At 68.6% G+C, this 26,802-nt stretch carries 20 protein-coding genes and 1 pseudogene; 10 read left to right on the top strand and 11 right to left on the bottom strand.

Annotated features, from left to right (window positions below):
• Nucleotides 1-7: 7 nt before the first annotated feature.
• Both H9634_RS03365 and H9634_RS03360 read left to right on the top strand, forming a co-directional pair.
• Nucleotides 8-1,000 carry an AAA family ATPase gene (locus H9634_RS03365; protein WP_191725367.1) on the top strand — a complete coding sequence of 331 codons (993 nt, stop codon included), beginning with the start codon at nucleotides 8-10 and terminating at the stop codon, nucleotides 998-1,000.
• A 2-nt stretch (nucleotides 1,001-1,002) separates the two neighbouring features.
• Nucleotides 1,003-2,799 carry a cobaltochelatase CobT-related protein gene (locus H9634_RS03360; protein WP_191725366.1) on the top strand — a complete coding sequence of 599 codons (1,797 nt, stop codon included), beginning with the start codon at nucleotides 1,003-1,005 and terminating at the stop codon, nucleotides 2,797-2,799.
• Nucleotides 2,800-2,893: 94 nt separating this feature from the next.
• Here H9634_RS03360 and H9634_RS03355 read toward each other — a convergent pair whose 3' ends face one another.
• The 3 genes from H9634_RS03355 to H9634_RS03345 form a co-directional block, all read right to left on the bottom strand.
• Nucleotides 2,894-3,748, bottom strand: a complete 855-nt coding sequence (locus H9634_RS03355; protein ID WP_191725365.1) for a bifunctional allantoicase/(S)-ureidoglycine aminohydrolase — start codon at nucleotides 3,746-3,748, stop codon at nucleotides 2,894-2,896.
• An 80-nt stretch (nucleotides 3,749-3,828) separates the two neighbouring features.
• On the bottom strand, nucleotides 3,829-5,199 hold the full coding sequence (locus tag H9634_RS03350; protein WP_191725364.1) for a DUF6986 family protein: 1,371 nt from the start codon (nucleotides 5,197-5,199) through the stop codon (nucleotides 3,829-3,831).
• Entirely contained in the window at nucleotides 5,196-6,614 is a 1,419-nt protein-coding gene (locus tag H9634_RS03345) for an NAD-dependent malic enzyme (protein ID WP_191725363.1), read from the bottom strand. The genes H9634_RS03350 and H9634_RS03345 overlap by 4 nt, the downstream gene beginning before the upstream one ends.
• Nucleotides 6,615-6,792: 178 nt before the next feature.
• Between H9634_RS03345 and H9634_RS03340 the strand changes: the two genes are divergently transcribed.
• Nucleotides 6,793-7,575, top strand: coding sequence for an IclR family transcriptional regulator (locus H9634_RS03340; protein ID WP_102163056.1), 783 nt, complete (start codon nucleotides 6,793-6,795; stop codon nucleotides 7,573-7,575).
• 115 nt (nucleotides 7,576-7,690) lie between these two features.
• Nucleotides 7,691-7,867 (top strand): hypothetical protein, encoded by a 177-nt coding sequence (locus H9634_RS03335; protein WP_191725362.1) that lies wholly within the window; start codon nucleotides 7,691-7,693, stop codon nucleotides 7,865-7,867.
• Between the two features lie 501 nt (nucleotides 7,868-8,368).
• Here H9634_RS03335 and pucL read toward each other — a convergent pair.
• The 3 genes from pucL to uraD form a co-directional block, all read right to left on the bottom strand.
• Nucleotides 8,369-9,253: a factor-independent urate hydroxylase gene (pucL, locus tag H9634_RS03330; protein WP_191725361.1), complete on the bottom strand. Its 885-nt coding sequence runs from the start codon at nucleotides 9,251-9,253 to the stop codon at nucleotides 8,369-8,371.
• A gap of 64 nt (nucleotides 9,254-9,317) precedes the next feature.
• Nucleotides 9,318-9,644: a hydroxyisourate hydrolase gene (gene uraH, locus H9634_RS03325; protein WP_191725360.1), complete on the bottom strand. Its 327-nt coding sequence runs from the start codon at nucleotides 9,642-9,644 to the stop codon at nucleotides 9,318-9,320.
• Entirely contained in the window at nucleotides 9,641-10,135 is a 495-nt protein-coding gene (uraD, locus tag H9634_RS03320) for a 2-oxo-4-hydroxy-4-carboxy-5-ureidoimidazoline decarboxylase (protein WP_191725359.1), read from the bottom strand. The genes uraH and uraD overlap by 4 nt, the downstream gene beginning before the upstream one ends.
• A 496-nt stretch (nucleotides 10,136-10,631) precedes the next feature.
• Between uraD and H9634_RS03315 the strand changes: the two genes are divergently transcribed.
• Both H9634_RS03315 and bcp read left to right on the top strand, forming a co-directional pair.
• Nucleotides 10,632-11,837 (top strand): glycerate kinase, encoded by a 1,206-nt coding sequence (locus H9634_RS03315; protein ID WP_191725358.1) that lies wholly within the window; start codon nucleotides 10,632-10,634, stop codon nucleotides 11,835-11,837.
• Between the two features lie 50 nt (nucleotides 11,838-11,887).
• Nucleotides 11,888-12,355 (top strand): thioredoxin-dependent thiol peroxidase, encoded by a 468-nt coding sequence (gene bcp, locus H9634_RS03310; RefSeq protein ID WP_102163051.1) that lies wholly within the window; start codon nucleotides 11,888-11,890, stop codon nucleotides 12,353-12,355.
• Nucleotides 12,356-12,736: 381 nt separating this feature from the next.
• Here bcp and allB read toward each other — a convergent pair whose 3' ends face one another.
• The 4 genes from allB to H9634_RS03290 form a co-directional block, all read right to left on the bottom strand.
• Nucleotides 12,737-14,062: an allantoinase AllB gene (gene allB, locus H9634_RS03305; protein WP_191725514.1), complete on the bottom strand. Its 1,326-nt coding sequence runs from the start codon at nucleotides 14,060-14,062 to the stop codon at nucleotides 12,737-12,739.
• Nucleotides 14,063-14,127: 65 nt separating this feature from the next.
• On the bottom strand, nucleotides 14,128-15,954 hold the full coding sequence (gene gcl, locus H9634_RS03300; RefSeq protein WP_165883855.1) for a glyoxylate carboligase: 1,827 nt from the start codon (nucleotides 15,952-15,954) through the stop codon (nucleotides 14,128-14,130).
• 38 nt (nucleotides 15,955-15,992) lie between these two features.
• On the bottom strand, nucleotides 15,993-16,886 hold the full coding sequence (locus tag H9634_RS03295; RefSeq protein ID WP_191725357.1) for a 2-hydroxy-3-oxopropionate reductase: 894 nt from the start codon (nucleotides 16,884-16,886) through the stop codon (nucleotides 15,993-15,995).
• Nucleotides 16,887-17,042: 156 nt separating this feature from the next.
• Nucleotides 17,043-17,858 carry a hydroxypyruvate isomerase family protein gene (locus H9634_RS03290; RefSeq protein WP_191725356.1) on the bottom strand — a complete coding sequence of 272 codons (816 nt, stop codon included), beginning with the start codon at nucleotides 17,856-17,858 and terminating at the stop codon, nucleotides 17,043-17,045.
• 303 nt (nucleotides 17,859-18,161) lie between these two features.
• Between H9634_RS03290 and H9634_RS03285 the strand changes: the two genes are divergently transcribed.
• The 4 genes from H9634_RS03285 to H9634_RS03270 all read left to right on the top strand — a co-directional run bounded on the left by H9634_RS03285 (nucleotide 18,162) and on the right by H9634_RS03270 (nucleotide 24,573).
• Nucleotides 18,162-19,832 carry a nucleobase:cation symporter-2 family protein gene (locus H9634_RS03285; protein WP_191725355.1) on the top strand — a complete coding sequence of 557 codons (1,671 nt, stop codon included), beginning with the start codon at nucleotides 18,162-18,164 and terminating at the stop codon, nucleotides 19,830-19,832.
• A gap of 274 nt (nucleotides 19,833-20,106) precedes the next feature.
• Nucleotides 20,107-21,792: an amidohydrolase gene (locus tag H9634_RS03280; protein WP_191725354.1), complete on the top strand. Its 1,686-nt coding sequence runs from the start codon at nucleotides 20,107-20,109 to the stop codon at nucleotides 21,790-21,792.
• Nucleotides 21,789-22,835: a CobW family GTP-binding protein gene (locus tag H9634_RS14845; protein ID WP_191725353.1), complete on the top strand. Its 1,047-nt coding sequence runs from the start codon at nucleotides 21,789-21,791 to the stop codon at nucleotides 22,833-22,835. The genes H9634_RS03280 and H9634_RS14845 overlap by 4 nt, the downstream gene beginning before the upstream one ends.
• A 145-nt stretch (nucleotides 22,836-22,980) precedes the next feature.
• On the top strand, nucleotides 22,981-24,573 hold the full coding sequence (locus H9634_RS03270; protein WP_191725352.1) for a sodium:solute symporter family protein: 1,593 nt from the start codon (nucleotides 22,981-22,983) through the stop codon (nucleotides 24,571-24,573).
• Nucleotides 24,574-24,593: 20 nt separating this feature from the next.
• On the opposite strand, the pseudogene H9634_RS03265 reads toward H9634_RS03270, so the two are convergent.
• Nucleotides 24,594-26,786: pseudogene (locus H9634_RS03265) on the bottom strand (heavy metal translocating P-type ATPase).
• Between the last annotated feature and the right edge of the window lie 16 nt (nucleotides 26,787-26,802).

The following is a 26,802-nucleotide window of genomic DNA, read 5'->3' as shown; positions in this document are numbered from 1 at the left end:
GGCTCCCATGACCCCGACGACACCGGACCTGACCGACACCGCATGCGTCCCGGACACCACCGTCAGCGCCCGCGAGGTCTTCGGCATCGACCGCGACCTTAACGTCCCGGCGTTCTCTGAGCCCAACGAGCTCGTCCCGGCGATCGATCCGGCCCACCACTTCGACCCGGATGTGACCCTGGCGATCCTCTCCGGCTACGCGAAGAACCGCCGGGTCCTCGTCCAGGGCCTGCACGGCACCGGCAAGTCCAGCCACATCGAGCAGGTCGCCGCCTGCCTGAACTGGCCGTGCATGCGCGTGAACCTCGACGGGCAGATCTCGCGCCTCGACCTCATCGGCCGTGATGTCGTCACCCTCGAAGACGGCAAGCAGATCACCGAGTTCCGCGAGGGCATCCTGCCGTGGGCCGTGCGCCGCCCGGTCGCGCTGCTGCTCGATGAGTACGATGCCGGCCGGCCGGACATCATGTTCGTCATCCAGCGTCTGCTCGAGCGCGACGGCCGGCTGACCCTGCTCGACCAGTCCACCGTCATCGCCCCGCACCCGGCCTTCCGGCTCTTCGCGACTGCCAACACCGTGGGGCTGGGCAATGTCACCGGCATGTACCACGGCGTGCAGCGGCTCAACCACGCCCAGCTCGACCGCTGGTCGGTCGTCGCCCACCTCTCGGCCCTCGACCCGGATGTCGAGGCGTCAATCGTCGCCGCCCGCGTCCCGGGCCTGGAAGCGGAGACGATCGCGGCGATGGTGCGCCTGGCCAACCTCACCCGCGAGGGCTTCAGGGTCGGTGACCTCTCCACCCTCATGTCCCCGCGCACCGTGGTGACCTGGGCGGAGAACATCGAGATCTTCGGCGAGCGCGAACGCGCCTTCCGCCTGTCCTTCCTCAACCGCTGCGATGAGTACGAGAAGGGCATCGTCGCCGAGTACTACCAGCGCTGCTTCGACGCCGAGATCGCCGAGGCGGCACCCGGGTCGCTGACCCCAGCCGGAGCCTGAGCATGAGCACCCAGCCGACCACCGCCTCGGGCGCGGGTGGCCCGCTGACCGCCGACCCGACGACCGCGACCGGCGGGCCGCCGCCGGGTGCCCAGGAGAGCCCGCGGACCACGCGCCGGCGCGAGCACTTCCGCGAGCTCGCTGACGCGCAGGCCCGCGCTGCGACCGGCCGGCCGGGCCTGCATCACCGCGGCGGCCGGCTCTACGACGGGCCCAAGCGGCTGGCGGTGCCGGCCCTGCACCTCGATCCCGCGCCCGAGGCGTCCCTTGCCTCCCTGCGGGCGGTCGCCGACGCCGTGTGGCTGCGGCGGGAGGCCTCGGACCGGCAGCTGCACCGGCGGCTGCGCCCGGCCGAGCCTGCCGCGCGGACGGTGTTCGACCTGCTCGAGCAGCTGCGGGTGGAGTCGCTTGTGCCGGATTCGGCGCCGGGGGCCCGGCGGAATCTGGCGCTGCGCTTTACGGAGTGGTCTGATGAGTTCCTCGCCTCCGGGCTCATCGACACGAAGGTCGGGCTCATCATCTTCGCCCTCGCCCACACCGCCCGCTCGAGGATCCTCGCTGTCGCGATCCCAGCGCACCTGGAGGATCTGCTCGAGCACACGCGCTTCGAGTTGGCCGAGAAGATCGGTGCGCCGCTGCGGCAGCTGCGGCGGACCCGCCACAATCAAGAGGCCTTCGCCGGCCCGGCTCGTGAGCTGGCGGACATCGTCGCAGCCCTGGCCGAGGAGGCTGCGGCTGAGGATGAGCTGGCCCGCGGCGGGCGGAGCGGGCGCGCCCCGGAGCTGGCGCTCTTCGATGAGGAGCGTGAGGCTGAAGACGACGATGACGACGCTGCGGTCGCAAGGCTCGGGCAGTCGCAGACCCTCAGTGCCGCCGCCGGACAGTATGCGGTGTTCACCCGCGCCTATGACGAGACGACGACCGCCCTCAAGCTCGTGCGCCCGGTCAGGCTGCGGGAGCTGCGCCGCCGGCTCGATGAGGCGATCAGCGAACGCGGGCTCTCAGTCCACCGGCTGACCCACCGGCTCGAGCGTGAGCTCGCCCGCCCGGGCACCGACGGCTTCGATGCCGGGCAGCCGGAGGGCCGGCTCGACCGGCGCCGGCTCGCCCAGCTCATCGCCGCCCCGAGCCAGACGCTGGTCTTCGAGACCGAGCGGATCGTCCCGCGCACCGAGCTTGCCCTCACTGTGCTCATCGACTGCTCCGGTTCGATGCGCACCCACCAGTTCGCCATCGCCTCGGCCGTCGACACCTTCGCCCGGGCCGGCGATGCGCTCGGCATGAGTGTCGAGGTGCTCGGCTTCACCACCCGGTCGTGGACCGGTGGGCGGGCGAAGAAGGACTGGCAGAAGGCCGGTTCGCCCCTGGGTGCCGGGCGGATCGCCGAACGCCGGCACATCGTGCTCCTCGACGCTGATGCCGGCTACCGGCGCGGGCGGGCAGGACTCGCGGCACTGCTGCGCTCCGACCTGTACAAGGAGGGCCTCGACGGGGAGGCGCTCGACTGGGCGGCGGCCCGGCTGGCCCGCCGCGAAGCCGAACGCAGGGCCGTGCTCGTCATCTCCGACGGCAGCCCCTCGGATGCGGTGACGGCCAACGCCAATGACGAGGAATACCTCGGCGCCCACCTGCGCCGCACCGTCGATCAATGGACGGCCACCGGCCAGGTCGAGATCGCCGGCCTGGGCGTCGGGCTCGATCTCAGCGTCTTCTACGACCGGCACCAGACCGTCGACATCGACGCCGGAGACGCCAACGCCGTCATCACCGGGATGGTCGAACTGCTCTCCCGGCGATGACGGCTGGTATGCCGAGCCGCCCAGCTCAGCCCTGCGCCGCCCAGCTCCACGCTGGGCGGCGTCCGGTTCGGCGCTGGGCGGCGTGCGGCTCAGATCAGAGTTCGACCTGGCGGTTGACGTCCTTGTACAGCAGGTACCGGAACGGCTCCGGCCCGCCGGCATAGCAGGCCTGCGGGCAGAACGCGCGCAGGGCGAGGAAATCGCCTTCCTGCACCTCGACCCAGTCGTCGTTGAGCCGGTAGACGCCCTTGCCCTGCAGAATGTAGAGCCCGTGCTCCATCTCGTGCGTCTCAGCGAACGGAATCGAGGCACCGGGTTCGAAGGTGACGATGTTGACGTGCATGTCGTAGGCGAGATCAGCCGGATCGATCATCCGGGTGGTCCGCCAGCGACCCTCGGTGCCCGGCATCGGGGAGGGTTCGATGTCGTTCTCGTTGCCGAACAGCGGCGCCGGGGTGTGTCCGGCCAGCGGCTGGTAGCGCTTGCGCAGCCAGTGCAGCCGGACGGCCTCCTGCCCCACCGACGACAGCGTCCACTGCGCACCTGCCGGCAGGAACGCGAATCCGCCGGGCCCGAGGCGGTGGGTCTCACCATCGAGGGTCACCTCGGCCTCGCCCTCCATGATGAAGAGGAAGCCCTCGACCTCCGGCTGGGGCTCCGGAGCGTCCGATCCGCCGCCAGGGGCGACTTCGAGGATCGTCTGCGAGAACGTCACCGGCCCGCCGTGGGCCGGACGGTTGAGCACCCACGCGCGGGTGTCGCGCCACTCGGGCAGCACGGTGGTGACGATATCGCGCAGCACCCCGCGGGGGATGACGCTGTAGGCGGTGCGGATGACCGCCCGGTCGGTGAGCAGATCGGTCTGCGGCGGGTGCCCGCCGTGCGGTGCATAGTAGGTGGCACCGGTGCCGGCGCTTGCCTGCTGTGCGGTGGGTTCAGCGTCATTCATCGTTGAATCTGCCTTTCTCAAGTCCGTCGTCGGGTTCGTGCGAGTGCTCGCGCGGCGATCGCTCGCCTGCCGATCTCACCTTAGTTCTCCTCGGCGGGCAGCTGCCCGGTGCGGGCCAGGCCCCGCAGCTGAGCCGGCGCGATGCCGGCAGCGGCGTTCACCTCAGCGGCGGACACCGCTCCGCAGGCCAGGGCCCGCTCGAGGTACCGGGCCAGCGCCTTGGCTGTGGCCGGCTCGTCGAGCACAGCGGAGTCCGTGCCGTGGACGTAGTTGCGCAGCCGCTGCGCTGCGGAGCCGAAGCCCTCGCGGTAGAAGTGGAACGTCGCCAGGAAGCGGGTGGGCAGCTGGTGCGGATGCAGATCCCACCCCTGGTAGATGCCGTGCTGCAGGTGGCGGCGCACGAGCCGGGCATGCAGATCCCAGGCGGCATGCACCGCCTGCGGCTGGCCGATCGGCAGGATGTTCGTCGACCCGTCCGAGACATGCACGCCGGTGCCGGCAGTCGCCAGCAGCATCTGCTGTTTGGCGAAGTCGGCGACCGGGTGGTCCATCGCCTGGTAGGCCGCGGCGATGCCGAGGGAGGCCGAGTAGTCGTAGGTGCCGTAGTGCAGCGAGGTCACGCGTCCCTCACCGGCATCGAGCACCGCCCCGAGCGGGACGGTGCCGTCGGCTGCCTGGATGATCTGCGGGGTCTCGACCTGCACCTCGAAGCCGATCGCACCCTCGGAGAGCCCGAGGCTCGATTCGATCGTCCGGCAGGCGGTGACCATCGCGGTCACCTGATCCGGCGTGCTGACCTTGGGCAGTGTGAGGACGAGCTGCTCGGGCACTGAACCCCAGCTGGTGATGAGCCGCGAGACGAACAGGTCGAGCGTGCGCAGTCCGCGGCGCCGGGTCGCAGCTTCGAGGCACTTGAAGCGGATGCCGATGTAGGCAGGCGCGGTCTCGACCCTGAGCCCGGCCACCGCCTCGTCTGCGGCCTGCTGCGCCCAGCGGTCCTCCTCGTCATCGGGGCGGTCGCCGAAGCCGTCTTCGAAGTCGATGCGCAGGTCCTCGATGGGTTCGGTGCGCAGCTTTCTCTCCACTGCGGCGGCCAGCGCCTCGGCTTCGGCGGCCAGTGCGCTGCCGTCGTCGTCGGAGTCGGGCGCGGCGTCGGCGCGTGCGACGAGTCCGGGTTCGCTGGCCGCTGCGGTGATGACCTGTTCGGCCAGGCGGCGCATGCCGCCGTGCTGCTCGACGGCTTCCAAGGCCTGCTGACCCCAGCGCGCCGGAAGCTCCGGGGTGTAGGTGTCGGCGGGAACGTAGACGGTGTGCACGGCCTGCCGGATGTCCCGGTCGCCGGGGTACCGGCGCTCCAGCAGCTCATCGGTGGCGGCCAGGCTTGCGTCGATGGCTGTCAGCACCTCATCGGTGAGGGCTGCAGCGCCATCAGTCCTCTGTGCTCCGCTCATGCGGGAACTCCTTCCACCGCGGAGACCTGATCCGCTGCCTGTGCGGCTTCGACGACGGCCTCTGCGACCTTCTCGGCTACCTCGGGATCGAACACTGAGGGAACAATATACCCGGCATGCAGCTGGTCTGACGGGATGCACGCGGCGATCGCCTCAGCTGCTCCGACGAGCATGGCGTCGGTGATGTCGGGGGTCTCGGCGTCGAGGAGACCGCGGAAGAACCCGGGGAAGGCCAGGACGTTGTTGATCTGGTTCGGGAAGTCGCTGCGCCCGGTGGCGACGACAGCGGCGTGACGGCCGGCTTCGACCGGGTCGACCTCGGGGTCCGGGTTCGACATCGCGAAGACGATGGCGCCCTCGTTCATGGCGGCGATGTCGTCACCGTCGAGCAGGTTGGGTGCTGAGACGCCGATGAAGACGTCAGCACCGGCGACGGCTTCCTTGAGGGTGCCGGTGAAGCCGTCGGCGTTGGTGTTCTCAGCGATCCACGCCCGGTGCTCGTCGCTCTGCTCGGAGCCGCGTTCGATCGCGCCGTGGCGACCGCAGGCCACGATGTGTTCGGCGCCGGCGGCGATGAGCAGGCGGATGATCGCATGGCCGGCTGCGCCGACGCCGGAGACGACGATCTTGGCGTCTGCGATGCGCTTGCCGACGACGCGCAGAGCGTTCTCCAGGGCGGCGAGGGTGACGATGGCGGTGCCGTGCTGGTCATCGTGGAAGACCGGGATGTCGAGCTCTTCGCGCAGCCGCGCTTCGATCTCGAAGCAGCGCGGAGCGGAGATGTCTTCGAGGTTGATGCCGCCGTAGGCCGGGGCGATGGCCTTGCAGATGCTGATGAGCTCTTCAGTGTCCTGGGTGTCCAGGGCGACCGGCCAGGCGTCGACGCCGGCGAACTGCTTGAACAGCACGGCCTTGCCCTCCATCACCGGCATGGCGGCTTCCGGGCCGATGTTGCCCAGGCCGAGGACGGCTGAGCCGTCGGTGACGACGGCGACGGTGTTGCGTTTGATGGTGAGCCGGCGGGCATCCCGGCGATCAGCGGCGATCGCCTGGCAGACGCGGGCGACGCCCGGGGTGTAGGCACGGGAGAGGTCGTCGCGGTTGCGCAGCGGCGCCTTTGCCACTGCTTCGAGCTTTCCGCCCAGGTGCAGGAGGAAGGTGCGGTCGGAGACCTTGTGGACGTCGACGCCGTCGAGGGCGCCGAGTGCGCCTGCGACTTCGTCGGCGTGGGCGGCGTCGCGGGTGTCGCAGCTGACGTCGACGATGAGTGAGTGCGGGGTCGAGTCCGCGACGTCGAGTGCCGTCAGGACCGCTCCGGTCTCCGCGACCGCCCTGACGAGGTCAGAGGAGGCGGTCAGTCCGGCCGGTGCGGCCACCCGCAGTGTGATCGAGTATCCGGGGCTCGGTGCAGCCATGGGGGGTCCTTCCATAGGGTTCGAGTTTCCGTATGCCGAACAATACCTTCTGTTATGCGAAAAAGCGACCAGCCGATAGACTCATCTCACAATCTGTTTCACAGGCACGCTGATCCCCGACCCGCCGTGCTGCTCACCGGGATCTCGGCCCACTTCTCGCCAGGAGGGACCTCGCATCATGTCGCGCAACGCAGACGAAAAATCACCCAACCGCCCCGCCCGGGGCGGCGTTCAGTCCGTCGAGCGCGCCTTTGACCTGCTGAATCTCATCGCAGACGCCGGCGGCCACACCACGCTCAGCGAACTGGGCGCGGCTGTCGACCTGCCGATGCCCACGATCCACCGGCTGCTCAAGACGCTTGTGGGCCTCGGCGCCGTCCGCCAGCTCCCCGACCGGGGCTACGCCCTGGGCCCTGGTCTCATCCGCCTCGGGAACCTGGCCGGCGAACAGCTGGGCGCCATCGCCCGCCCTTACCTGCGCACCCTCGTCCAGGACCTGAGCGAGAGCGCCAATGTCGCGGTGCTCGACGGCGACATGGTCGTCTATGCAGACCAGGTGCCCTCGCAGCAGCAGATGCGGATGTTCACCGAGGTCGGGCGCCGGACGCACACCCACGACACCGGAGTGGGCAAGGCGATCCTCGCCGGGCTCCCCGCCGAGCAGGTCCGCCGGATCGTCGAGACCGCCGGCATGCCGACGCCGACGTCGCACAGCATCGGCACGATCGAGGAGCTCGAGGCCGAGCTGGAGCGGATCCGCCAGCAGGGCTATGCCGTCGATGAGCAGGAACAGGAACTCGGGGTCCGCTGCTTTGCCGTCGCCGTACCCGAGGCGCCCACACCCATGGCGATCTCGGTCTCCGGGCCGACGAGCCGGGTGGATCAGAAGTTCGCCGACAGGGCGGTTCCGCTGCTGCAGGCCGCAGCCGCCAAGATCGCTGAGGAACTTCGCACCGACTGACCCCTTGACTCTCCTCCGGGGATAGCGGAAACTGGTAACCACGAAGCGGAATCATAATTTCACTTTGCGGAAGTTCAGCAGAGTCGCCGCTTCCTGCCACTGGAAGGAGAGTCCAATGAACCCCACCACACCTGATCGCGCTGTCTCGCCGGAGAAGGCCCATACGGCCGCTGAGGAGTTCGTCGTCGGCAGCGAGGACCCCGACTTCGTCCTGCGGCCGGCAGGCACTCCGCAGCGCCCGTTCGTCTGCTACGTGCCCGTCATCGGCGGCATGCTTCCGCAGTGCCGCTGAGGCAGCCGAGGCGCCGAGCAGCCGGTCAGACACCGCCGCTCAGCGCAGAGCCCGCACAGAGCCGTGGCCCTTCCCGACAACCTCGGGGAGGGCCACAGCGCGTTCAGGGCTCGGCGCGCACGCGGCAGACGTTCCTGACACTGCACATCGACACACTGCCCATCGACTCACTGCCCGTCGATGCACTGTCCATCGACACCTCGGGAGCGGTTCCAGCCGGGAGCGACGACCCCAACCGGGAGCGACGACCCCAACCCGGAGGGCACGCGAGCTCAACCCGGAGCGCACGCGAGCGCGTGACGGCCCGGCAGCGCCCGGTCGCGGCACCGCTGCGTCAGGCGAGGAGCTGACAAGGCGACGAAGCGCCGCCGCTCGATGAGGAGCCCGCACCGCACGGCAGCCCATGCAGATCCGCGGCCCTCCCCGAAGGAATCGGGGAGGGCCGCGGTGCGTGAGAAGGACGCTGCCGGCTCAGCAGAGCTCAGCAGCGTCGCGGCCGGCTCAGCAGAATCCGGCGATGCCCATCCAGGCCTCAGGGACGTCCGGTGCGGAGTCGCGCACGATGCTGGCCTCGATCAGGCCGTACGGGCGATCGGCTGCGTAGAACACCTCGTTGGGGTTCTCCAGGCCGAAGGGCGAGAGATCCTGTGCGAAGTGATGCTTGTTCGGGCAGGAGAACCGGATCTCGTCGATCTCCGGCACCTCGGCGATGACCTTCTCACCCATCTTGTACAGCGTCTGCTGCAGTGCGTGGGAATAGTGGTCGGTGAAGGTCGAGAGGATGAGCTCTTTGACGCGCGCGTACACGGCTTCGAAGTCCATCGAGGTGGTGTTGTAGCGCCACCGGGTGGCGATGTCGGTGGCCAGGATCCGGTCTTCGGTCTCCGGCAGGGTGGTGTAGGTGTCCTTCGGGTAGCCGACGAAGCCCGAGCCGGTCGACTTGAGGACGGTCAGTCCGTAGAAGCCGGAGATGAGGTGGTCGACGTCGCCGTCGCGGGTCAGCACTGCGGTGCGCACCTCGGGGGCGGAGCGGTAGAAGGAGTGGTCGTGGTCGTTGATCCGCGACCAGCCGTATTCCTCAGCTGCCCAGCGGCCGCCGGAGACCCAGTCGAAACCGGCGGTGAAGTGCTCGGCGAGGACCTTGAGGAAGTCCTCCGGGGAGGTGATGCCCTCTTCCTTCGCCTTGGCGAAGATGGTGTTCTTCTGCGTGTCGGTCGGCACGACGTGCTCGTTGTTGCCCTCGGTGTGGGCCGTGGTGAAGTCGCCCCACAGCTGGGAGGTGACGTTGAGGTCGCGGATCTCGTGGCGGTCGGTGTCGCGGTAGACGCGCACGACGCGATTCTCTGCCTTGCCGAACTGGTTCTTGCCGAGTCGTACTGCGGTCATGATGGTCTCCTGTCAGGAAAGTTCGAGTTGGGTTGACGGGGGTGGATTGGGGAGGCGGCGGCGTTCAGCTGCCGCGGTAGGTCGTGTAGGCGAAGGGGCTCAGCAGCAGCGGGATGTGGTAGTGCGCCTCGCCCGCCTGGACGCTGAAGTCGATCGTGACCGAGGGATGGAAGTGATCCTGTCCGCGATGGCGGAAGTAGTCTCCGACTGCGAAGACGATCCGGTAGTCCCCCGGCTCGAGGGTTTCGGGGCCCAGTTCGCCGACGCGGCCGTCGTCGTTGGTCGTCGCGGTGGCGATCGTCTCTCCGGCTGCGGACATGAGGGTGATCTCAACGCCGCGCGCCGGCACGCCGAGCATCGAGTCGAGAACATGAGCGGTGATATGGCTCATCTGAGGATTCCTTCCAGTCTGAGGGCGGCGATCTGCTCCAGTTGCTCGCCCGTCTCCGTGAGCTCGTCTTCAGGGGAGTTCTGCATGCGCCGTTCGAGCTCGGCGAGGATCTCCTCGGGAGTGCGTCCTGCGGCGCGGATGAGGAAGACGCGGTCGAAGCGCTCCTCATAGGCTTTGTTGCCTTCTGCGAGGCGCTCGCTGACGGAGCCTTCAAGCGAGCCGAGGCCGGCCTGCTCCTGGCGCGACTGCTTCGCCTCGACCGAATCACCGCCGGCGCGTTCGCCGATGCGCGGATGATGGGCCATCGCCGATTCGATCTCCTCGGGACTCAGCGGGTGGGCGCCGGTGCGTGCGACACTCAGGCATGCATCGACATCGGCGTAGGGGCGTCCCTGCGCCACGGCGTCGATCCACCGGTCCACATCGAGACAGGGCCGCAGCAGCGATCGCACCTCCTCGCCGGAGAGCCGGTTGAAGTCTTCCAGGTCCACACAACCTCCTCGTTGCCGGATTTCGCACTACGGAATACTTATTCCGTGTTGTGTGAAAGTGTGACCCAGGACTCCATTTCCTGTCAACCGAGCGGCCCGATGCGGCACCCGCTGGAGACCCCTACTCATATCTATCGAAGCCGCCTTCGCCGCACAACTGAACGCGCGCCGCGGCAGACAGCGACCCGCAGCCACCAGTGCACTTATCCACACACTGGACTTTCATTTCCATATCTCGGATACTTGCTCTATCAGCTTGCACCCCATTCGACGCATTCACCGCCTGGAGGAACACGATGAGCATCGCGAGCACGCAGGCGCATGGTGCCAGCAGCGGATCCCCGAGGGAGCGCTCCGCCGGAGCGCTCAAGCTCCCCGCCGTGCCGGCACGATGCGCCCCGGGTGCTCGACGTGACAGCATGGACTGCCGTGGCAGAACCGCGCGCGCTGCACGCCGCTGGCGACTACCGCACCGCAACTCACAGAGGATTCTCCGATGACCGCTTCGCCCCCGCACATCGTCTGCGTCCCGGACTCCTTCAAGGGCTCTGCCTCGGCTGCGGAGGCTGCTGCTGCCCTGGCTCGCGGCGCCCGGCAGGTCTTCCCCGCCGCCGAGGTGGTCGAGCTGCCGTTCGCCGATGGCGGTGAGGGGACGCTGGAGGCGCTGCTGGCCGCGTGGGGCACCGAGCCTGAGGAGGCCCGTGTGGTCGACGCCATCGGACGTCCGGCGACTGCTCGCTTCGGCCGTTCGGCTGACGGTCGCACGGCCGTCATCGAGGCAGCTCAGGCCAACGGTCTGCCCCAGGTCTCCGATGTCGAGCTGCAGCCGCTGCGGGCCGATACCTACGGCGTCGGGCTGATCGCCGCTGGCGTACTCGATGAGGTCGACGAGATCCTGCTGTGCATCGGCGGCTCGGCCAGCACCGACGGCGGCACCGGCCTGCTGCGCGCCCTCGGCGCACGGTTCCTCGACTCAGAAGGTCAGGAGGTGGAGGCAGGCGGCCAGGGGCTGGCCGCCGTCGCCGAGATCGACGCCTCCGGCCTGCACCCGCGCGCCGGGCAGGTGCGGTGGCGGATCGCCGTGGACGTCGACAATCCGCTGACCGGGCCCCGCGGCGCAGCCGCCGTCTTCGGGCCGCAGAAGGGCGCCACCAGCGAGGACATCACGACCCTTGACGCCGGCCTGACCCAGCTTGCCCAGGTGCTCAGCGCCCACCTCGGCAGCGGCTCCGACGCCGACGCTGCCGAACAGCTCTGCGCCCGCGCGGGGTTCGGCGCCGCCGGGGGAATCCCCGTCACGATGACGACCCTGCTGGGAGCAGAGACAGTGCCCGGTTCACAGCTGGTCGCCGAGGCGGTCGGCCTGGCCGAGGCACTGGCGCCGGCGGACCTGGTGCTCACCGGTGAGGGGTCGCTGGATTCGCAGTCGCTGGCCGGCAAGGTCGTCGACGCCGTCCTGCACCACACCCCGCAGGGGGTTCCGGTCATCGCAGTAGCCGGAACCGTGAAGCTCTCCCCTGCCGAATGCCGTGAAGCCGGGCTGGCCGCTGCATTCTCCATCGCACCCGGAGCCGCTTCACTGGAGGACCTGCTGACGGAGGCGGAGTCGCTCATCGAAAACACCGCGGCCCACGTCTGCGCCCTGGCGGCCCTCGGACACACCTCAGCTGAAACCGAATCAGAGACACGATTCTCCAACTAATGGATACTCGGCGGGCGCTCTCACGCCCCCGTACTCAGGAAGGATGGACCATGACCCGTCATCTCACCGCAGGCGACACCGCACCTGATTTCACCCTCAGCGACGCCGAGGGACGCAGCGTTTCGCTCGCCGACTACTCCGGCACACGCGTCATCGTGTACTTCTATCCCAAGGCGGCGACGCCTGGCTGCACTACCGAAGCGTGCGACTTCCGCGACAACCTAGGCTCCCTGCAGTCCGCCGGATACCAGGTGCTGGGCATCTCCCCCGATGACCAGGATGCGATCCGCGACTTCGCCGCAGCCGAGAGCCTGCCCTTCCCCCTGCTGTCGGATCCGGGAAACGCCACGGCCAAGGCCTTCGGTGCCTTCGGAGAGAAGACGCTCCAGGGCCGCACCGTGGAGGGCACGCTGCGCTCGACCTTCGCCATCGACGGCGAGGGCACACTGACCTATGCCGAGTACGACGTCGATCCCGAAGGCCACGTCGGCCGCCTCCGCAGCGCACTCGAAGGCTGAGCGCACACGAGAGCGGAGCGCGCGTGAGAGCGGTGCGCGCGTGAGAGCGGTGCGCACTCGAGGGCTATGCGCTCTCGAAGGCTGAGCGCACTCGCCCCGAGCCGCGGCAGCGAACGCGACTCGGCTCGGCTCGGCGCTGACGGCAGAAGGCCCGGAATCCTCTCTCGTGATTCCGGGCCTTCAGCATGCGGTGGCACAGTCAGGGGTGATCGCCGCACCGCAGGACTCCCCGAACTCCGCCGCGGTCGTATTCGGTATGTGAGCGGTCGTCTCCGGAATCAGAATGGCCTCCGGTCCCGCACCGGCGGGATCGGAGGCCATGTCCGTCGGGAGTTCACAAGCCGTTCTCCAGCGACGGCGGGTTCAGCCCTGGCGGCAGGTTCAGCCCTGGCGGCGGAGAAGCTGACCGTGTGGGTTCGTGAAGTCCACGCGCTGACCGCGCAGGATGGTCTGCTCGACCTTCCCGAGCACCTCGCGAGTCTCATAGGCGGTGATCGGGTTGCGGTGCCAGAGATCCTCAGCCCGGACTTCCCAGCGGCACTCCGGATCGAAGACGGCGAAGTCAGCCGACGCGCCTGCAGCGATCCGGCCCTTGCCCTCGACGCCGGCGACCCGGGCTGGCGCCTCGGACATCCAGCCGACGACCTCGGCGAGGTCGATGCCCTGCTGCCGGGCTTCGGTCCAGAGCAGCGAGAGGCCGAGCTGCAGAGACGAGATGCCGCCCCAGGCTGCGCCGAAATCGCCGCTGTCGAGCAGCTTGAGCTCAGCAGTCGACGGTGAGTGGTCCGAGACCACGCAGTCGATGATGCCGCTGCGCAGCCCCTCCCACAGCGCCGTCCGGTTCGACTCCTCACGGATCGGCGGGCAGCACTTGAAGGTCGTCGCGCCTCCGGGGATATCCTCGGCGGCGAGCACCAGGTAGTGCGGGCAGGTCTCGACCGTCAGCCGGACGCCGTCTTCGCGTGCCGCCGCGATCTCCTTCAGCGCTGCGGCTGAGGACAGATGGAGGATATGTGCGCGGCAACCGGTGCGGCGGGCGGCTTCGATGACGGTGCGGATCGCCTCGTCTTCGGCTTCCTGCGGCCGTGAGCTGAGGAAGCTGCTGTACTCCCGGCCCTGCGCCTGGGGAGCGGCCTCCAGCACCCCGGAGGCTTCGGCGTGCACAATCATGACCGAGTCGACCTCGGCCAGGATCGCCATGTCGCGCTCGAGCTCCTCAGCCGTCAGCGGCGGGAACTCCTCGACACCGGAATCGGCGAGGAAGCTCTTGAAGCCGTAGACGCCCTGACGGTGCAGCGGCACGAGGTTCTCGCTGTTGCCCGGGATCGCCCCGCCCCAGAATCCGACGTCGACGAACGCCGCAGGACCCGCAGCCTCACGCTTCGTCTCCAGTGCCTCGACGTCGACGGTGGGCGGCAGCGAATTGAGCGGCATGTCGACGATCGTCGTGACGCCACCGGCTGCGGCTGCCCGGGTGGCCGTGCCGAAGCCCTCCCACTCCGTGCGTCCCGGGTCGTTGACGTGGACGTGGCTGTCGACGAGGCCGGGCAGCAGCACCTGGCCTGCGGGGATGTCGATGATCTCGGCACCTGCGAGGCCGGAGCCGAGGTCGGCCACGGCGGCGATGATGCCGTCCCTGACTCCGACCTCGGCTGCCGACCACCCGTCTGGCAGCAGCACGCGCTCGGCTCGGATCACCAGATCCAGCGACTCGTGTGCACCGGGATCGCCAGTCGTGCTCTGTGCATGCGGAGCCTGTCCAGGCTGAGAGTTCAACGGACCTCCTCGAGTTCGCGCTCCACCTCCGGCGTCTGTGCCGGAGCGGCGAGCGGAGTCAGCGCGGTGGGCGCCTCGCCAGCAGTCTGGGCGAGGGCCTCGAACTCCTCGATGCTATCAATGGCCTTGCCCATGGCGATATTGGTCACGCGCTCGAGGATGACCTCGACGACGACCGGCACCTGGTGCTCGCGCATGAGGTCGAGCCCCTGACGCAGCCCGTCAGCGATCTGCTCAGGATCCTCAACACGCAGCGCCTTGCAGCCCAGCCCCTCGGCGACAGCGACGTGATCGACGCCGTAGCCTGCCGCCTCACCGGTGCTGTTGATGTTCTCGAAGGCCAGCGACACCTCGTAGTCCATCTCGAATCCGCGCTGGGACTGGCGGATCAGTCCGAGGTAGGAATTGTTGACGACGACATGCAGGTACGGGATCCGGTGCTGGGCGCCGACGGCCAGCTCCTCGATCATGAACTGGAAGTCGTAGTCGCCTGACAGCGCGACGACCGTCTCGTCCGGCTTGGCACGGGCCACACCGATGGCAGCCGGGCCGGTCCAGCCGAGCGGACCCGCCTGCCCGGCGTTGATCCAGTGGCGCGGGCGGTAGACGTGGAGCATCTGGGCGCCGGCGATCTGGCTCAGGCCGATGGTCGTGACGTAGGTGACGTCCTTGCCGAAGACGGAGTTCATCTCCTGGTAGACGCGCTGCGGCTTGATCGGCTTGTCGGTGAACGACGTCTTGCGGTGCAGCGTGCCCTTGCGCTGCTCGCAGGCATCAGCCCAGGCGGAGAAGTCCGGCAGACCGGAGTCCGCGCGGCGCCGGCGGGCGACGCGCAGCAGTGCCTGCAGGGCAGCACCGGCATCGGAGACGACGCTGTAGTCCGGGGCGAAGACGCGCCCGATCTGGGTCGGTTCGATGTCGATGTGGATGAACCTGCGCCCGCGGCGGTAGACCTCGAGGTCGCCGGTGTGGCGGTTGGCCCAGCGGTTGCCGATGCCGATGACGAGGTCGGATTCGAGGAACGAGGCGTTGCCGTAGCGGGTGTGGGTCTGGATGCCGACCATGCCCGACATCAGGCGGTGGTCATCCGGGATGGCTCCCCAGCCCATGAGGGTCGGTGAGACCGGGATGTCGAGCAGCTCGGCGAATTCGACGAGTGCGTCCTCGGCAGCGGCATTGAGGATTCCGCCGCCGGCGACGATGATCGGGTGCTCGGCGGCGGCGATCATGTCGAGGATCTTCTCCGCCTGGGCATCCGTGGCCTCCGGCTTGCCGACCGGCAGCGGCTCGTAGGTGTCGATGTCGAAGTCGATCTCGGTCAGCTGCACATCCAGCGGCAGGTCGATGAGCACCGGACCCGGGCGGGAGGAGCGCATGAGCTGGAACGCCTTCTGGAAGGTGCCCGGCACCTGGCCGGCCTCCAGCACCGTCTTGGCCATCTTCGTCAGGGGCGCGGCCACGGCGGCGATGTCGACGGCCTGGAAGTCCTCCTTGTCGAGCACGGCCACCGGTGCCTGGCCGGTGATGCACAGGATCGGCTGGGAGTCAGCCTGTGCGGCATACAGGCCGGTGATCATGTCGGTGCCGGCCGGGCCGGAGGTGCCGATGCAGACTCCGATGTTGCCGGGCGCCGAGCGGGTGTAGCCGTCGGCCATGTGCGAGGCCCCTTCGACGTGGCGGGCGAGGGTGTGGCGGATACCACCGTGCGCCTTCATCGCCGAGTACAGGGGGTTGATGGCCGCGCCGGGCAGTCCGAAAGTCTCTGCGGCGCCTTCCTTCTCGAGGATGAGGGCCACCGCGTCGACTGCACGCATGCGGGTCATGATGGTTTCTCCTTTGATCTGAGGGATGAGGTGGACGCTCAGTCCTGCGACTTGCTGCGCCCGGAGAGCTGCTCGACCACGGTGAGCAGACCGGAGTGGTCGAGGCCTCCGTTGCCCTGCTGGACGGTCGAGGCGATGAACTGGGCCACCGCGCTGGCCAGGGGCGTGACGACACCGGCCTCACGCGCGGCGGCGGTGACGATGCCCATGTCCTTGTGATGGAGTTCGAGGCGGAAGCCGGGTTCGAAGGATCGCTCGAGCATCTTCTGGCCCTTCTGGTCGAGCACCTTCGAGCCGGCCAGGCCGCCGCCGAGGACCGTGAGGGCGGATTCCATGTCGACACCGTAGGCCTCGAGGAAGATGACGGCCTCGGCCAGCATCTGGATGTTGCCGGCGACGATGAGCTGGTTGGCGGCCTTGACGGTCTGGCCCGAGCCGGCGGGCCCGACGTGGATGATGGTCTTGCCGACTGCCTCGAAGACATCGCGCACGGAGTCGAAGTCGGCCTTCTCGCCGCCGACCATGATCGACAGGGCGGCGTCGATCGCACCCTGCTCACCACCGGAGACCGGTGCGTCGAGCGGACGCAGCCCGGCGTCGCGGGCCTGCTCGGCGAGCTCCCGGGCGACGTCGGGGCGGATGGTCGAGTTGTCGATCCAGACGGCGCCCTTCTCAGCGTTGGCAAGCACGCCGTCGTCTCCGGTCAGCACTGCCTCGACGTCAGGCGAGTCGGGCACCATGGTGATGATGACATCGGCGCCTGCGACCGCCTCGGCGACGGATGCGGCAGCCGTGCCGCCGGCCTCGGCGAGCTTCTGGGCCTTGGCGGGAGTGCGGTTGTAGCCGGTGACGGAGAATCCGGCGGCCTGGAGGTTCTTGGCCATGGGCAGTCCCATGATTCCAAGTCCGATGAAGGCGATCTTCTTGCTCATGTTCGCGTTCCTTTCCGTGTGTCCCGGTGCAGGCGGCTGTGCCTGCAGGTTCGCGGGACGGTGTTGTTCGGGTGGTCGTGGCGGAGCCTGCGGGAGGCGCCGGGCGGGCGGTTCGCTCAGGTCCGTTCCGGTCTGTTCAGATCCGGGTCGGTTGGGTCAGCGGGACAGCCAGTCGAAGGCGGTGTCCTTGTCCTGCTTGTACTCGAGGGCGATCCGGCCGGTGTAGCCGAGCTCGTAGGTGCGGTTGATCCACTGCTCAAGGGGCAGCTCGCCGGTGCCGGGAGCTCCGCGGCCGGGAGCGTCGGCGATCTGGACGTGGGCGAAGTCGGCGGCGTGCGCTTCGATGACGGCGGCGACGTCGTCGCCGTTGACGTGCAGGTGGAAGAAGTCGGCGAGCAGGCCGATGTTGTCGACGCCCTGCTCCTTGACCCGGCGGACGACGGCGAGGGCGTCGGCTGCGGTCGTGAGGGGGTAGCCGTCGGCTCCGGAGACCGGCTCGACGAGCACGGTGCCGCCGACGGCGGCGGCTTTCTCAGCTGCCAGGCGCAGGTTCTCCACTGCGACCTGGTCCTGGGTCTCGGCGCTCTCGGAGCTCTGGCGCAGACCGTACAGGGCGTTGAACGCCGTGCAGCCGGTGCGCTCGCCGATGGAGACGGCGAGGTCGACGTTGGCGGCGAAGTCGCTGCGGGCGCTTTCGATCGAGACCATGCCGCGGTCGCCGCCGGCCATGTCGCCGGCCCAGAAGTTCAGGCCGCGCAGGGCCACGCCGGCTTCATCGAGTGCGGCGACGAACTGGTCGACGTCACCTGACGACGGTGCGGGCTGGCCGTCGAAGGGCCACCAGAACTCCACCTGGGTGAAGCCGGCTGCACGTGCGGCGGCGGGGCGCTCCATGACGGGCAGCTCGGTCAGCAGGGTCGAGCAGTTGAGCACGTAGCTGTCGGGCGAGGTGAAGGTGAACGGCGTCGGCATCGGATTCCTCCTGCACGGGTTCGATCAATTAACTTTCATGATGCGGAAGTTTCAATCCGTATCTTGGAAGCTAACTTAACGGCTCACGCCAGTCGCGTCAACACGCACTCCCAGCCGGGACCTCGGCGCAGGCAGTGACACACCGCCCGCGCGAGGCGACGGGAGAGACACCGGAAAAGATCAGCAGGCGCTTGACACCACAACTGTGACTGGGGTTACATTGCACTCATTGCCGTTCTTGAAATGGAATGACTTATCCGCAATACGATATTCGTTCTGCTGTCGGACTGAAGGGCTCTCACGATGAGTCACAAGACCACCCCCAAGAATCAACGAGCGGTCACGACCGTCCCCCGCGGCTCCGACCGCCCCGAGGACGAGTGGCTGCCGATACCGCAGCTGGCCACCTACGGCCTGCAGCATGTCCTGACCATGTACGGCGGCATCATCGCCGTCCCGCTCATCATCGGCAATGCCGCCGGTGCCACCCCTGAGCAGATCGTCATGCTCGTGACCGCCAGCCTGTTCGTCGGCGGTTTCGCCACCATCCTCCAAAGCGTCGGCCTGCCGTTCTTCGGCTCGAAGCTGCCGCTGGTGCAGGGCGTCTCCTTCGCCGGCGTCGCCACGATGCTCGCCATCCTGTCCGGGCCGGGCAACGACCTCACCACCGTCTTCGGCGCAGTCATCATCGCCTCGCTCATCGGCCTGGTGATCGCGCCGTTCTTCGCCCGCATCATCCGCTTCTTCCCACCGGTGGTCACCGGTGTCGTCATCACCGCGATCGGGCTGACCCTCATCCCGGTGGCGGCGAACTGGGCGATGGGCGGCAACGCGGAAGCCGATGACTACGGCTCACTGACCAACATCCTGCTCGCCTTCATCACCTTCGCCGTGATCCTCATCTTCAGCAAGGTCGGCTCAGCCACACTGTCGCGGCTGTCGATCCTGCTCGGCCTCGTGGTGGGCACCATCGTCGGCGCGGTGATGGGCGTGGCGGACTTCTCGAAGGTCGGCTCGGGCGCACCGGTCGCCTTCCCCGACTTCCTCGGCTTCGGCGCCCCGAGCTTCGACGTCGCTGCGATCATCTCGATGTTCATCGTCGTCCTCGTCATCAAGACCGAGACGGCTGCCGACATCATCGCCGTCGGCGAGATCGTCGGCTCGCCGGTCGACCGCAAGCGCATCGCCAGCGGCCTGCGCGCCGACATGATCTCCTCGGCCGTGGCCCCGCTGTTCGGCGGATTCACCCAGTCGGCCTTCGCCCAGAACGTCGGACTGGTGGCGCTGACCGGCATCCGCAGCCGTTTCGTCGTCGCCGCCAGCGGCGTCATCATGGTGCTGCTCGGACTGCTGCCGATCCTCGGTGAGGTCATCGCCGCCGTCCCGATGCCCGTGCTGGGCGGTGCCGGCATGATCCTCTTCGGCACCGTCGGCGGTTCGGGCATCAGGAACCTCAAGAACGTCTCCTACCAGGGCAACATGAACCTCGTCATCGTCTCGGCCTCGCTGGCCTTCGCGATGATCCCGGTGGTCAAAGAGGACTTCTACCACTCGTTCCCCGAATGGTTCCAGACGATCTTCCACTCCGGCATCTCCTCGGCAGCGGTCATGGCCGTGCTGCTCAACATCCTGTTCAACGAGCTGAAGTTCGGAAACACGAAGAACCCATCGGTGTTCGCCGCCAAGCCGGTGCGCATCCTCACCCCGACCGACCTGCGCGAGCTGCGGGAGGGCGATGTGTTCATCGACGGCCGGTTCCTCGACCCCGACGGCGAGGAGATCCCGGTCGTACCCGACGAGAAGGTCGAGGAGATCCGCGAGGCCATCGAATGCGGAGAGATCACCGACACCGCCGAGGTGAAGGCGATCGCCGAAGGCGAGAAGCCGCTGCCACGGCAGAACGCCAAGTCGGCCGGAACGGCGTCCCGGAAGGACGCTGCCACGCGCGAGAACGGAGCGTCGCACACCAGCTGAGCTGCCCGCCTGACACACAGCCGGCCCGGCGACCCACGGTCGCCCGGCCGGCTGTCGTCATCCCGGAAGCCGGGTGAGACGACAGGCGGGCCGCACCTGCCAGCGGCCCACCGCCTCGGCAGCGGGATGCGGACTCATGCAACCGGGCGCATCTGGACTCATCAACACCGGTTGATCTGGTGCTTGCCGCCGGCTGGTGCAGATGGTGGACTGGCGGCAGGTGCCCGCACAGCGCCGTGATGTCAGCGTCCTCATCAGCGTCGATAGGAGAGCAATGGAACCGACGGTCGTCTACCCCGCCCGCATCGTCCGCACGATGGACCCGGCCCGGCCCACTGCGGAGGCGATCGCCGTGCGCGGCGACCGGATCCGGGCAGTCGGCACGGTCGAGGAGCTGCTGACCTACCCGAACGCGGTCATCGACGACCGCTACGCCGAGGCGGTGCTGCTGCCCGGCTTCGTCGAAGCGCACTCCCATGCCGGTTCGGGCAATGTGTGGGGCTCAACCTACGTGGGTCTCGTCGACCGGATCGACCCCGATGGCCGCCGGTGGCCCGGCTGCCGCAGCATCGAGGCGGTGCTCGAGCGGCTGCGCGAGGCCGAGGCGGAGCTGACCGACCCGGAGGAGCCGCTGCTGGCCTGGGGCCTCGACCCGATCTACTTCCCCGGCGACCGGCTCGTCGCCGCCCACCTCGACCGCGTCTCGACGACCCGGCCGATCCACGTCACCCACACCAGCGGGCACGTCTCGACGGTCAACTCCGCAGCGATGGCCCGCTGCGGCATCGACGCCTCGACCGAGGTCACCGGCGTCGTCAAGGACGCAGACGGCAACCCCAACGGCGAGCTGCAGGAGTTCGCCGCGATGGCCCTCGCCGGTGAGCTGACCGACGGCGGCGGACTGCTGAACATCGACGCGACCGCCCTGCGCCGGTTCAGCCAGGAGGGTGTCAACACCGGCACCACAACGCTGACCGACCTCGGCACCACGATCCTGATGGAAGACGAGGGTGTTGAGCTGTTCCGCTCGACTGTCGGCGACGACTTCCCGGCCCGCATCAACGTCTTCCACTTCGGGGCAGGCGTCGGCGAGGTCGCCCTGTCCCTGCCCGAGGCCGCCCAGCGGCTCATCGAGCTGCGGGAGACCTCGACCGACCGGCTGCGCTTCGGCAACGTCAAGCTCATGCTCGACGGCTCGATCCAGGGCTTCACCGCCCGGATGATGGAGCCGGGCTACTTCGGCGATGAGCCCAACGGCATCTGGGGTGTGGCCCCGGAGGAGTTCATCGAGGCCTTCCGCATCTTCCACGAAGCCGGTCTGCTCATCCACGTCCACTGCAACGGCGACCAGACCACGCAGCTGTTCCTCGACGCCCTCGAAGCCGCGCTCATCGCCCACCCGCGTCCGGACCACCGGCACACGTGCACGCACTCGCAGCTGACGACGCAGGCGCAGTACAAGCGGATGAAGGCCCTGGGCGCCGGGGCGAACATCTTCGCCAACCACATCTGGGCGTGGGGCGACCAGCACATGGACATCACCGTCGGGCCCGACCGGGCCGCGCGGATGAATGCGGCAGCGACCGCACTGCGGATCGGGGTGCCGATCACCCTGCATTCGGACACCCCGGTCACCCCGCTCGGGCCGCTGCACACCGTCAAGCATGCCGTCACCCGGCTGACGGTCTCCGGGCGGGTGATGGGCGAACACGAGCGGATCAGCCTCGATGACGCACTCGAAGCGGTCACCCTCGGGGCCGCCTATCTGCTGAAGATGGATCACGAGGTCGGTTCGCTCGAGGCCGGCAAGTTCGCCGATGTCGCCGTGCTCGACGCCGACCCCTATGAGGTCGCGCCCGAGGAGGTCGGTCAGATCCATGTCCGCGGCACCATGGTCGGCGGGCAGCACTACGCATCCGTCGTCGAACCGGCCGGCGGCGCGGGAGCGGACAGCCGGTGACCGATCCTGCGGCCGCGGGCCCGACGGCCGGACCAGCCGGTGTCACCCGCTCCGGTGACCCCCGGTCCGGTGCGCGGCTCGGGATCATCGGCGGCTACCTGGGTGCCGGGAAGTCGACGCTGGTCAACCGGCTGCTGGCCGGGATCCTGCCCGGGCGCACCGCGGTCGTCGTCAACGACTTCGGGGCCGTCAACATCGACGCCGCACTCATCGCCGCAGCCAGTGATGACACCATCGAGCTGACGAACGGCTGCATCTGCTGCCAGATCAGCGACGACGCACTGCGCACCATGAGCGCACTCGCCGCCCGCGACGACCTCGACCAGGTGCTGTGCGAGGTCAGCGGCGTCGGCGACCCCGGCCAGCTGGCTGTCTGGCGCAGCTATCCGGGTTTCAGTGCGGGTCCCGTGCTCGTGTGCGCCGACGCGACAGCGATCACCAGCCAGCTGGCCGACCTCTACGTCGGCGATGCGGTCGCCGGTCAGCTCGCCGCCGCCGAGGTGGTGCTCGTGACGAAGACGGACCTCGCCTCCCCCGCCCAGGTCGAGGCGGCGGTCGCCGCCTGCCAGCGGGCCGCCGGACAGGCCGTCATCGTCGTCCAGGATCCAGACGATCCCGATGCCACCGCCGCCGAGGCGCTGCGCACCCCCGTGCCGCAGGCAGCTGAGGCGAGCGCCCCGGACCCGGCTGGGGGACCCGCGCCGGAAGCGAGCGCACCCACCCCGCGCGCCCATGACGCCGCGGCATCGGGGCATGCGGCTGCGCACGCCACGGCCACCGTCGCGATCACCGGTGCTGTCGACGTCGAAGCGCTCACCGGCGTGCTCGACACCCTCGCCGGCACCCTCGTGCGCGCGAAGGGGATCGTGCCCACCGCCTCGGGAACGGCGCACTCCGTGCAGCTCTCCGGGCGCCGCATCGACGTGCGCCCCACCGACCGGCCGGCCACCGGCGGCTTCGTGCTCATCGCCGCCGGGGCCGACCCCCAGGCCGCCGTCGACGCGGCGGCCGCCGCGCTCGCGCCTGTGCTCACCGGTGCCTGAGCGCACCTGCGCCACCACGGTGCTGGACCCATCGGGCGTGACGGAACTGGTCCTAGCCACCAGCGATGATCGCCGGGATGGTGAGGGAATACGCATTCATCAATGAGGGTGAATATTCATCAACGGGGATGGAGAACCTGCGCCCATGAACTGGTATCTCGTATGGATCATCGGCTTCCTGCTGCTGCTGCTCGTCATCAGCGTCGTCGCCACAACTCGCGTCAAGAGCGCTGACGGCTATGTCATGGCCGACTTCAGACTCGGGTTCTTCCCCATCTGCGGTTCGGTCATCGCCACCGTCACCGGTTCGGCCGCCCTCATCGGCGGTGCGGGCAAGGGCTTCGAGATGGGGCTGTCGTACAACATCACCGGTGTGGCCTACGCCAGCTTCACCATCGCCGCTGTGCTGCTGCTCGGCCCGGTCATCCGCCGGCTGCGGCTCTACACCGTGCCTGAGCTCTTCGCCCGCCGCTTCGGCAAAGTCGCAGCCCTCATCCCGGCCCTCATCGTCGGGCTGCTGTACATGACCCCGACGTTCGGCATGCAGCTCGTGGGCATGGGCGCGATCCTCGCCTCGATCACCGACCTCACCGTGTTCTGGGGCATCCTCGCCGGCTTCGTCGTCACCCTGGCGTTCACGCTCGTCGGCGGGATGCCGAGTGTCGCCTGGACAGATGCGATCCAGACCTTCGTGATCCTCGCCGGTGTCATCATCACGCTCATCATGGGCATCAACTACGTCGGCGGGATCGACACGATCATCGAAAGCACCCCGGCCGATCACTTCTCCTTCACCTCGATCGGCGGCATCGAGCTGCTCAACTGGTTCCTCATCTTCGGACCGTTCTACATCGTCTGGCAGACGACCTGGCAGCGGCTCACCGCAGCCAAGAGCGACCGGGTCGGCATCTGGGCGGTCGTCATCGGCTTCGCCGTCTCCGTGATCATCGGCGCGGCAGCGATCGTCATCGGCATCGCCGCCCTGCAGATGTTCCCCGCCGACACCATGCCCGATGTCATCTACACCTCGTTCATCGCCGAGATCTTCCACGGCTCGATCGGCGGGCTGCTGATGGTCTCGCTGCTGGCCGCGCTGCTGACCGGAGCGACGTCGTTCCTGCTCTCGGGTGCGATCAACATCTCCAAGGACATCTACCAGGGCTGGGTCAACCCGCGCGCCACCGACGACCAGATCCTCACCGTGTCCCGGATCTCGGTCGCGGCGATGGCGGTCATCGGGCTGGGGATCGCGCTGGTTATCAAGGACATCATCGCGATCTACCAGGTGGCGCTGTCCTTCACCGCGACCACGCTCGTCATGCCGGTGCTCGCGGCGATGTTCTGGAAGCGGGCAACGAAGCGCGGTGTCGTGTGGTCGATGATCGCTGCGATGGCCGTCTCACTCGTGTGGCGCTTCTCCGGCCAGCCCTTCGGCATCCACGAGATCCTGCCCGGTCTCATCACCTCGGCCGTCGTGCTCATCGCGGTGAGCCTGACGACCCGGCATTCCGATGATGAGGTCGTCGTCGCCTACTACCACGCCTACCGGGCCGGTGAGCTGCGCACGCACGGTGTCGATGAGGAGCCGGCTGCGGCTGGGGACGTCCCCGCGGGGACGTCGACGGCAGCAGGTCAGGCCACCGCGCCCGAGGCGGAGGTCGCCGCTGGCACGCAACCGGCACGGACGGCTGAGGCTGCGTCACCGGGCGTTGAGCAGCAGCGGCCGCAGGCGGAGTGACCTCAATCCGGTTCGGTGCGTCAGGACTCGAGCACGGCAGCGGTGCTGGCAGCCGGTGAGAGGTCGAGACGACGCAGCAGCTGCGCGTTGAGCGCCACCACGACTGTGGAGGCGGACATGAGAATGGCGCCGATGCTCATCGGCAGCACGAAGCCGACCGGTGCCAGCACGCCGGCGGCAAGTGGAACCGAGATGAGGTTGTAGCCGGCAGCCCACCACAGGTTCTGCTTCATCTTCCGATACGTCGCACGGGACAGCTCGAACACCGAGAGCACCGAACGCGGATCAGACGAGGCGAGGATGACACCAGCGGAGCCGATCGCCACATCGGTGCCCGCACCGATCGCGATGCCGACGTCTGCCTGGGCGAGCGCCGGTGCATCGTTGACGCCGTCCCCGACCATCGCCACACGCCTGCCCTCACGCTGGAGATCCTCCACTGTGGCGGCTTTGTCCTCGGGCCGGACGCCGGCGAACACCCGGTCGATGCCGAGCTCTGCTGCGACGGAGTCGGCAACTGCCTGCGCGTCACCGGTGATCATCACGACCTGCACGCCGGCTGCATGCAGGGCAGCGACGGCATCGTGCGATTCCGCGCGGATCTCATCGGCCAGCCGCAGCGCACCGATGACGGCGCCGTCGGCCAGCACGTGGAGGATGATGGCGCCTTCGCTGCGCCACTACTGGGCTGCCGGAAGCTCCTGCTGGCCGCTCTGCTCCAGCAGATAGGGGCCGCCGACTTTGATGACCGTCTCGCCGACGCGCGCACGTACGCCGACTGCCGGGGAGGACGTGAACTCCCGGGCGGCGGGGACGTCCAGGCCGCGAGCAGCGGCGGCCGCCGTGATGGCGCGCGCCAAGGGGTGTTCGCTGTCGGCCTCGGCGGCGGCAGCCAGCGCGAGCACCTCGTCGCCGGTGCGGTTGCCGACGGGCGCGCTGCCGGTGACGGTGGGTTCGCCCTTGGTCAGGGTCCCGGTCTTGTCGAACAGCACCGCGTCGACGCTGCGCATGGACTCCAGGGCGAGCCGGTCTTTGATGAGGACACCGCCGCGGGCGGCGCGCTCCGTGGCAATGGATACGACGAGCGGGATCACCAGGCCCAGGGCGTGCGGGCAGGCGATGACGAGGACGGTGATGGTGCGCACCACAGCTGTGCCGGGCACCCCGAACAGCGACCACACCACCGCAGTGATGACAGCGGCACCGAGGGCGAACCAGAACAGCCAGGCGGCAGCGACATCGGCGATCCGCTGCGCGCGCGAGGATGAGGACTGCGCGTCGGTCACGAGTTTCCGGATGCCGGCCAGCGCGGTGTCATCTCCGGTTGCGGTTACTTCGACCCGGAGTCCGGAATCCGTGGCGACCGTACCGGCGACGACGGGGTCTCCTGTCTGCCTGCGGACGGTGGCGGACTCACCGGTGACCATCGACTCGTCCATGGAGGCTGAGCCGTCGATGATCGTGCCGTCAGCAGGCACGGCAGATCCCGGGCGCACAATCGTCACATCTCCGACGACCAGGTCAGCCGGTGAGACAGCGACGACCTCATCACCGACGAGCTTCTCCGCCTCATCGGGCAGCAGCGCTGCCAGTGAGTCCAGCGCCGAGGTGGTCTGGGCCAGTGAGCGCATCTCGATCCAGTGGCCGAGCAGCATGATGACGACCAGCAGCGCCAGCTCCCACCAGAAGTTCAGCTCATGATCGAGCAGGTGCAGGCTGGCACCCCAGGACGAGAGGAAGGCGACGGTGATGGCCAGCGCGATCAGCAGCATCATGCCGGGTGCGCGCGACCGGATCTCGGAGACAGCTCCGGTGAGGAAGGGCCAGCCGCCCCAGACGTACATGATGGTGCCCAGCACCGGCGACACCCACGGCTCCCAGGCGGTATCAGGCAGTTGGTAGCCGAGCAGGTGAGCAAACATTGCGTTGAAGCCGACGACCGGGACCGCGAGGACGAGCATGGTCCAGAACAGCCGCCGGAACTGCCGCACATGGTCTCCGTGACCTGCGTGCCCACTGTGGCCAGCGTGCCCACTGTGGTCGCCGTGGTTGTGCCCACTGTGGCCGGCGTGCTCGCCATGCCCACTGTGGTCACCGTGGTCGTGCCCACCGTGCTGGGCGCGGCCCTCAGCGTCGGCGTGCTCACGGCCGGCGACGTAGTCGGTCGGGCTGCGGTCTGTGCGGTCGCCTGAAGGGGCGAGGTGTTCGTTCATTCTTCCCTCCGGTGTC

The sequence above is a fragment of the Brevibacterium gallinarum genome, assembly GCF_014836885.1.
Classification (GTDB): Bacteria; Actinomycetota; Actinomycetes; order Actinomycetales; family Brevibacteriaceae; genus Brevibacterium; species Brevibacterium gallinarum.
Note: the sequence above shows the minus strand (reverse complement) of the source record. Positions and strands in the feature narration are given on the sequence as shown.